The sequence below is a fragment of the Acinetobacter genomosp. 33YU genome (assembly GCF_001990725.1).
Classification (GTDB): domain Bacteria; phylum Pseudomonadota; class Gammaproteobacteria; order Pseudomonadales; family Moraxellaceae; genus Acinetobacter; species Acinetobacter seifertii.
In genome coordinates this window covers 1-7,662 of the sequence record NZ_LFZQ01000032.1, presented here as the reverse complement: position 1 = coordinate 7,662, position 7,662 = coordinate 1, and the positions used below count along the sequence as shown (strand labels likewise).

Here is a 7,662-nt window from a genome sequence, read left to right as displayed (position 1 = left end):
CCATTATTTTGGCTAGGATCACCTGAATAAGATTTTTACTATTAAAGGAGTAAAGTTTAGCCTCGATATAAGTTTAATCTATTATTTTTACAATAATATTGCATATATCAATACCTAATTTAACTTTAGTTCCTATCGCCAACCCTGTATGGTGTCCGTTCAGAAACACTCTATCGAGGCTAATATGTATAGTTTTTCTAGATCAATTAATTGAAACGAATCTCAAAGATGGGAATAAATACAGTAAATTATTGATTGGATATAAATTATTTTCTGATTTGATGAATGATCCTATATTTTATACAGAAGTGTCTAATTCAGCTCTGAGCGCTACGAAAAGAAAATATAAGCAACTAAAAATTAAAATCACCACACATCAATATCAGCTTCATTTTGAATAAATCAATAAAACGAAAGTTCTCAGCTCTCTCTTCGTATATGAGAAAGTCACAATTTATGGCCTTTCTCATATCTATTTAGCATAAAATCTCTTATGCGAATCTGGAAAGATTAAGTTATTTCGTAATATTTTATCCAATAAGCATTGTCGAAAATATCAGTGTAATAGCTTGACTTCTTACAATGTGAAAAATAGTCACAGCATAAATCTCTAATAATTTCAATTTCCTCTAGGCTATCAGCAGCATTGACTAAAAATATAAACTTGTCCAAGTTAACAAGTAATTTACTACTATTTTTCAAAGGTTTATTATTAGACATTGAATCCTATGTGTTTTCCTGTTGGAAGCTCTACATCAATACGAAGTTTTCCGCCCATTGCTTCGACATACTTTTTCATCGTTGAAATTTTAAGATCATGACCACGATTTTCGATTGCTGACAATGAAGGCTGTTTGATTCCAAGGGTTGCAGCCAATTCTTTTTGAGAAATCTCTAACTCTTCACGAATAAGGTGAAGCTGAGTTTCCAACAATAATTCATCCGCCATTTGTTGAATACGAGCTTGACTCTCTGGAGAGCGATTAGCCAATAATTCTTGTAGGGTCTTAGCCATTAGATTGATCTCCTAAAGTTGAAAGATGAATTTCGTATTGCTGATCGGCAATATCTAACATCTCTTTATAAAAACGCTTTTTACCACCTTTATCACCGATACACAGCACAATAGCTTGTCGTAAAGGATCAAACGCGAAAAAGGCTCTCAGTGATTTACCTCGATGCTGAACACGTAGGTCTTTCATATTGGTAAATTTGGAGTCATAGACGGTATCTACTAAAGGACGACCTAAACTTGGTCCCTGTTGCTGTAGAACGACCAACGCTGCGAGTACTTTCTCTTGTGTAGATTGATCTTGCTGTGCAAGCCATTCGTTAAACAGATCCGTTGTAATGACTGTCCACATATTACAACCATAATATAGATTACAATCTATATTTTATGCTTAATTGAATTATTATTCAAATGACAATAAAAAATCCCGACGTCATGTCGGGATTTTTCGGTGTGGAGCGCATAGGTAGGGCTGACTACCTAATGGTCATGGTGTCTGACTGATTATTCTTGTTTTAAGTCATTGAACATCCTGTTCATATAGATCGATCATAGGGACTTCACTGGTGCTTGGATACAAACAATTTCGTAAAATGCTGTAAGCCAAAGCGTACAAAAAATCATCAAAAATTATCCCAAAGCTTATCCGCAAGAAATGGGGATAAATTCAGAAATGGAAGCCTTAAGGAATCGGAAGGAAATTACGATTTGATCGCTTTTTAACCAATTTTATTGGCAAAATATATCAAAACTGCTCATAAAAAAGCCGACTTGTTTCCAAGTCAGCTTTTCGACATCGTCGAGCAAATTATTTATAGCATAAGTTTTTGATTTTTATATGTTTCAATTTGTTAATTTCGTATAACCACCATTATGTTAAATAGAATCAAAAAACCTCCAATAAAATCGTTATAGTATTATTATTTATTGAGTAGATAAGAGAATTAAATTAGTGAAATACTCAAATGAAAAAATAGTAAAAGCTCTCTTACTTTCTCCTTTACCACTACTTTTTTTCACAGCAGTCCTGTTTATCGTAATGAATCAGGAATACAGCCTATACTCGATTTTAGTGGTTCTTGTAGGGCACGGTCTTGTCTACTTGGCTTATTGTATTTTGACTGTACCTTTCAGCTTCATATTCTCAATTCTTTTAAATCGTTATAACAGTCTTAATTTATTAACTATCTGTATTGCCTCTATAATTATTGCTACTCCATTTTTTATTCTTTTTGGATGGAGTCACACAGGAGAAATTTCGAAAGAGTGGTGGAAGATGTATACAGATACATGGACTATCTTTATGGCTCTATTTCCTGGCTTATGTTATTGGCTATTTCTGATTAACCTAAAAGATAAGAAATCAAAGAATATTGAATAAACCATTGCATAGAGATTCTTAAATTTCCCTAAAATTAACATAATACACCTTATACGAAATTCAAAAAAAATAATATTATCTTTATGATAATTAAAGAAATTTAATACAATCTCCATTATATTAAATTCTCATTACATAGGCTAAGAACTGACTCAATAATAAAAAATGGGAGTTTTGTTGAACTCCCATTTTTGAGACTGCACATTAAACTTTTTCAAATAATTATGTAGCACTTTTTCTAGTATCTTTTATTAGATTTGAAGGTTGTAGGTTGAGCTGAGCAACTTATGCCGAGGGGCTGACATTTATCAGACAGAGTATCCATTTCAGCTTTCGGTGCTGTCTAGAAATAAAGGGAAAGTTGTTTCAGGCGAGGACATCACTTTTGCAAAGATGAATGAGAGGTGTCTCTGCCTGAATATTTGCTTTTCTAGAATTGAGTGTCTAGAAATCAAATGAGGTTTGTAGATAATACGTTTGTGGCGCACCTACATACATTCCACCGACTTGATCCGCTGAACGAGTGTAGTATTCACGGTCAAATAGGTTCTTCACACCGAAGCCCACTTTGAGACCATTGAGTTGTGTGTTGGAAAAATCATAGGATGCCCGAATACCCACTAAACCATAACCAGGAATGTTGCCATAGCGTCCAGTAGCATCATGGGTGCCCGATGCGGTTTGACCAGATTGACCGTAGAAATTAGTGTTTAGTGTCCATTGATCAATTTTATAGTCTATTCCAGCATTGCCGACCAATTGTGAATAAAAGTCGAGATCTTGTCCTTTGTTTTCCCCAGCAGATGCGGTTGCTTTGGTGTAAGTGGTATTGGCATATAGCGAAATACCGCTGAGTTCGTCACTGATTGCACCGAGATTATATTTAAATCCGAACTCGGCTCCTTTGTGTTCAGTGGCACCTAAATTTGAGTAAGTTTGAGTTGCATCATCTCGTTTTAATTCATCAGAAAAATCAATATAAAACAGGGTGAATTCTAGGGATAGATATGGGTCTAAATAGTGTGTACCAATTTCATAATTATTGGCTTTTTCAGGTTGCAAGCCTTGCATGGTCAGATAGGCACCTGACGCATTGGTATTAGCCATTTGGCTATATTGTAGTGGTGCAAAAGATTTACCGTAGTTTGCAAAAATATTCCACAAATCATTGGCTTTATACATGACTGAAAAGCTTGGTAATACTACATCATAGGATTTTTCAGCATGTACTCCGTTGAGTACCGATGCATCTTTATTTAATTTGTACATATTTTCGGTGGTTTTGATTTTCTCAAAACGAACACCAGGAATCAGAGACCATGCACCCACATCTGTGCGGTTGTCGATGAACAATGCATGTGCATCTGTTTTCCCGTCTGCTTTGGTCCAAGCATATTCATTTGTAGGGCCTGTGACCGTGTTATAGCTTGCACGATTAACCGCCTCTTCACTAGTTTCATGTAGATAGCGATAGCCCACAGAAACTTCATTTTCAGTAGTCCCAAGTTGGTACGCATGCGAATACCGTGGCTCGATTGCCGTCACTTTATAATTACGTGGCGCCGTTTGGTACAGTTTTGATCCACTACGTTCCATTCCTGCATCACGGAAGGTGTCAGTGTGATAGGCCAAAAGCTCAAAGGCATTGTCATCTTTTTTATAGCTGTATTTAACTGAACCGTCAGTACGATGCCCTTTCATATAATCATGATTGCGCAAGGACTGATATGGATTTTCAGCAAATTGAGCAGGGGTTAAACCTCCAGGCATATCTACATCTGCATCGTAGCGGTGTAGATTGGCTTCAATTTTTGCATATTCATCTATTGCATAAGCTGCTTTTAAGCGAATATCGTTGATGTCAGAGTCATCATTTTTATCGCGAAAACCCTCTCCATTAACGCCAGAATATAACAGCGCTAAGCCTAAACCGTTGTCTAAGGTTCCACCCACAAATAAGTTGGGGTTAAATTTTACATGACCGTTTTCTGCAATTTCTGTAGTGAGGTCTACCGTTCCAGCAAAGGTTTCAGGAATTGTACGCGAGTTAAAGTTAATAATCCCTCCTACATTTTGTGGCCCAAAGCGAACAGAGCCCGCGCCACGCACCACGTCGATACTTTCAGTATTGCCTAAACTAGTGGGTGCTAAGGAGAGTTGTGATTGACCATAAGGGGCAAACGAAAGTGGAACACCGTCCACGAGTACCTGTGAGCGTGGTGAAAACCGTGACGTTAAACCACGGACACCGATGCTTAACGATGCATCACTCCCTGCTGTTCCTGCATTTTCAGGAGCTTGAATACCAGGCACAGTGCGTAAAGCCTCTTTGACAGAAGTTACGCCTCGGTTAATCAACTCATCACGCTGAATGACTGTACGCGCTCCAGCATGATTTAGTACTTTCTGTGCATTGGCTTCATCTAACCAGTTGCCTTCGGCTTGCACAGTTATCGTGTTAAGCGTCACAGTAGGGTATGTATCGGCTGCATAAAGTATGGAGGGAAATAAGCAGAGGGTGAGGACTGATTTTTTGAAATGAGGGAGTAACACAAGAGATCCTTAAAATGATGTATAGGTTAAATGTGAAGAAAATACGGAGAATTTGTAAGTTTGTGAAATGATAAGCTGACTAGCGAGATCTGTAAATGATAATCGTTTGCTTTTTATTCAAGTGTTATATAAAAATTATTAGAATAAAGGGAATAGTGAAAGCACTTAAAAGTGAGCCGGCAATCTATACAAAATTCTTTTCTGAAAGTGTTCTGCAATATCAAACAGGCTGACAGTTTTCTAGAATATGAATACAGAAAGATAGATAAAAACGGTGGCTAACATTTGAGTAAAAATTGAACTTATTGCTGAGTTTAGCCTAAAAAACCAATGGCTTTCACTGGGAGGCCATTGGTTTTAGTGTATGTTGAATTTTGCTTAATCTGACATTAGTTTTACATTACAGATTGTTGGTCAAGTCCGCCTGAGTGTTATCAGATTTATCTTGAGCATGCTTTCCCCAGTTAAACTTCTGTGCACAGATGCCTAATCCAACAATAAACAATGCAAGTAAACTGGTATAGGTTACTTCTTTGAAATAAGTGCCTTCAACCAACATGGTAATAAGTGCGCCAATAATAAAGAAGATTGCAAGATACGTAAAATATTATATATTTCAATATGCTGATTCCATTCGGGAAAAATATCATTTGGGTATAGCTTTAGTGATTTAAGAGTTTGAAGAAACTGAGAGTCTATTTTTAACTTTTCTGGATGATCAACTATGTCATCAAATAATGCAGATGATCTATGAGTTAAAAATTTACCTGTAACAGAGGAGTGGTACGCCTTAGCATTAATTTTAAAGGCTTCATTACTATCATTTTTAACTATTTTTTTAAAATTTTTCGGTAAACCGTACATCATTTTATGATGATATGAACTTATATGACTCGTTATCACAAAAGATTCAAGAGATGAAATTTCTTCTAAAGAGGAATAAGAGTTTTGCATTAAAGGCCTAAGCTAAAAAATCAGAATTATGAAATTTCTCTAAAATTAACATAATACACGTTATACGAAATTTTAAAAATGACATTATCTTTATGATAATTAAAGAAATTTAATGTAATTGCTATTATATTAAATTCTCATTACATCGACTAAGAACTGACTCAATAATAAAAAATGGGAGTTTTGTTGAACTCCCATTTTTGAGACTGTACATTAAATTTTTTCAAATAATTATGTAGCAGTTTTTCTAGTCAAATTATCTTTTTCAATACCTAATAAAGATATTATTTCTGTGCTTCATATGCCTCTAAAGCTCGTAAAGCAAATGTATATGCAGCTCCTGCATTCAAATGAATTGCTGTAGCTAAAGCACCAGCTACTTCGCTTTCTGTTGCACCAGCTTTCATTGCTGCTTCTGCATGCACTGAAATACAGCTTTCACAACGCGTAGTGATTGCCACTGCTATAGATATTAATTCACGTGTTTTGATATCTAATGCCTCGGCAGCAGCAGCATCATTAAGTGCTAAATAAGCTTGAAGCATTTTAGGGTGAGTTTTTCCTAAAGATCCAAATGATTTTTTGACATGTGCTGTATGTTCTGGCCAATCTAGGAACATTTTAAAAATACCTTTGATTAAATACAGATTTAATATTAGTTGAATTGGAGATAAAATTTCTTAAATTTTGTGTAAACAACGTAATTTTAATCTTATTGCAAAATCAACACTTACTTGAACACCCATTCTCATCCAAGTGGGACACTTTATAATTATTCTAAAATTAACATAATACACCTTATACGAAATGCGTTATAATTATCTTTAGAAATCAATGCTGTAGTTTCTAGTTGATAGCCCATCTTCCCCAAGGTGGGTTTTTTTATGATTTTTCACGTTCCACGCCTATTCTTTGACCAATGTTTCACGACTTTGTTCATATTAGTTAAACAATCGTGGTTAATCATAGGGTCTAAAAAAACGGCTCCAAAAGCCCCTTTTCTCCGGTTCCTGTTCAACGTGCTCCGGCACTGGAATCCGCTTATTTTCTGTCTGCTCCGGAGTAGTCAATCCGTCATCTTTCGGCTCAAGTTCTGACCGAGGATATGTTGCTATATCCGGGTCTGGTTTCTGATCGGTAAACGTAGTCATATTGGATTGTGGAGGCTTCATTTCAATGAGGGTCAGCAGTGTATCTATGCGAGCGTTTGCCTTGGCTTCACGATCTTCGGCTTTTTCTAACTGCTTTTTTAAAAAATCGATTTGGCTTTTGAGTTCTACAACTGTTTTATCTGTGTATTCAGGTGTATTTTGATTTTGTATTGAAGAATACAATATGTGTATTCTTCAATACACTCAAGCTTTAAAGCCTAGGTTCTTTAGATGGGGTAAGAAGTGCTTTTGTTGTATTGGATCTCTCAGCATTTCTTTGATTTTTGCTGCTAGGCTATCATAGCTCTCATTACCATTTGCTAAGTTTGAAAATTCAGGTAGTCGTGAAAGCTGATTGCCAAACATATTGAGCTGAGCCATTAAAGAATGACCGGACGCATGACGGTCAGGTTGTTGTATGCACGTCAAATAGCCGCTTTACGAAGCAGTGCTTCTCATCGGATGGCTTTGAAATCAAGTGCTGGAATAGCGAGAAAGTACGGGTAACTTTCTCTTTTTCAAGAAGAATGTACGATCAAGTCTGAACTAATACAAATAAGCCCAAGTGAACAATCAAATCAGCCACGGCTGGGACTGTTCTAAATTTTGTG

At 36.1% G+C, this 7,662-nt stretch carries 9 protein-coding genes and 2 pseudogenes; 2 read left to right on the top strand and 9 right to left on the bottom strand.

Annotated elements, in window-relative coordinates; all coding sequences use genetic code 11:
* Positions 1 to 182: 182 nt before the first annotated feature.
* On the top strand, positions 183 to 401 hold the full coding sequence (locus AC056_RS19085; protein WP_029747731.1) for a hypothetical protein: 219 nt from the start codon (positions 183 to 185) through the stop codon (positions 399 to 401).
* Between the two features lie 109 nt (positions 402 to 510).
* Here the strand turns inward: AC056_RS19085 and AC056_RS19080 are convergent, their stop codons facing one another.
* From AC056_RS19080 to AC056_RS19070, 3 genes are read right to left on the bottom strand one after another with little or no spacing between them, the layout of a single operon-like run.
* Positions 511 to 720, bottom strand: a complete 210-nt coding sequence (locus AC056_RS19080; RefSeq protein WP_000069471.1) for a hypothetical protein — start codon at positions 718 to 720, stop codon at positions 511 to 513.
* Complete coding sequence (locus AC056_RS19075; RefSeq protein ID WP_001140619.1) at positions 713 to 1,015, bottom strand: helix-turn-helix domain-containing protein; 303 nt, start codon at positions 1,013 to 1,015, stop codon at positions 713 to 715. Before AC056_RS19075 ends, AC056_RS19080 begins: the two co-directional genes overlap by 8 nt.
* Entirely contained in the window at positions 1,008 to 1,364 is a 357-nt protein-coding gene (locus AC056_RS19070) for a type II toxin-antitoxin system RelE/ParE family toxin (RefSeq protein WP_006581604.1), read from the bottom strand. Before AC056_RS19070 ends, AC056_RS19075 begins: the two co-directional genes overlap by 8 nt.
* A gap of 600 nt (positions 1,365 to 1,964) precedes the next feature.
* Here AC056_RS19070 and AC056_RS19065 point away from each other — a divergent pair.
* Positions 1,965 to 2,393, top strand: a complete 429-nt coding sequence (locus tag AC056_RS19065) for a hypothetical protein (protein ID WP_000877730.1) — start codon at positions 1,965 to 1,967, stop codon at positions 2,391 to 2,393.
* Positions 2,394 to 2,837: 444 nt separating this feature from the next.
* On the opposite strand, the gene AC056_RS19060 is transcribed toward AC056_RS19065, so the two are convergent.
* The 6 genes and pseudogenes from AC056_RS19060 to AC056_RS19490 form a co-directional block, all read right to left on the bottom strand.
* Positions 2,838 to 4,946 (bottom strand): TonB-dependent receptor family protein, encoded by a 2,109-nt coding sequence (locus tag AC056_RS19060; protein WP_002124575.1) that lies wholly within the window; start codon positions 4,944 to 4,946, stop codon positions 2,838 to 2,840.
* Between the two features lie 400 nt (positions 4,947 to 5,346).
* Positions 5,347 to 5,553, bottom strand: a pseudogene (locus tag AC056_RS19995) (GABA permease); the annotation flags it as partial.
* On the bottom strand, positions 5,472 to 5,900 hold the full coding sequence (locus AC056_RS19050) for a hypothetical protein (protein ID WP_002124576.1): 429 nt from the start codon (positions 5,898 to 5,900) through the stop codon (positions 5,472 to 5,474). The gene AC056_RS19050 and the pseudogene AC056_RS19995, both read right to left, overlap by 82 nt.
* A gap of 284 nt (positions 5,901 to 6,184) precedes the next feature.
* The gene (locus AC056_RS19045; RefSeq protein WP_002125301.1) at positions 6,185 to 6,520 is read right to left on the bottom strand and encodes a carboxymuconolactone decarboxylase family protein; all 336 of its coding nucleotides are present in this window, start codon (positions 6,518 to 6,520) and stop codon (positions 6,185 to 6,187) included.
* Positions 6,521 to 6,859: 339 nt separating this feature from the next.
* Positions 6,860 to 7,228 (bottom strand): annotated as a pseudogene (locus AC056_RS19040) (plasmid replication DNA-binding protein); the annotation flags it as partial.
* Between the two features lie 27 nt (positions 7,229 to 7,255).
* The gene (locus tag AC056_RS19490; protein ID WP_125510319.1) at positions 7,256 to 7,480 is read right to left on the bottom strand and encodes a hypothetical protein; all 225 of its coding nucleotides are present in this window, start codon (positions 7,478 to 7,480) and stop codon (positions 7,256 to 7,258) included.
* Positions 7,481 to 7,662: the final 182 nt, after the last annotated feature.

What these genes read in the sequence shown, in the direction of transcription:
- AC056_RS19080 (WP_000069471.1), bottom strand. Translation starts at nt 720, where the DNA reads ATGTCTAATAATAAACCTTTGAAAAATAGTAGTAAATTACTTGTTAAC.
- AC056_RS19075 (WP_001140619.1), bottom strand. Translation starts at nt 1,015, where the DNA reads ATGGCTAAGACCCTACAAGAATTATTGGCTAATCGCTCTCCAGAGAGT.
- AC056_RS19070 (WP_006581604.1), bottom strand. Translation starts at nt 1,364, where the DNA reads ATGTGGACAGTCATTACAACGGATCTGTTTAACGAATGGCTTGCACAG.
- AC056_RS19050 (WP_002124576.1), bottom strand. Translation starts at nt 5,900, where the DNA reads ATGCAAAACTCTTATTCCTCTTTAGAAGAAATTTCATCTCTTGAATCT.
- AC056_RS19045 (WP_002125301.1), bottom strand. Translation starts at nt 6,520, where the DNA reads ATGTTCCTAGATTGGCCAGAACATACAGCACATGTCAAAAAATCATTT.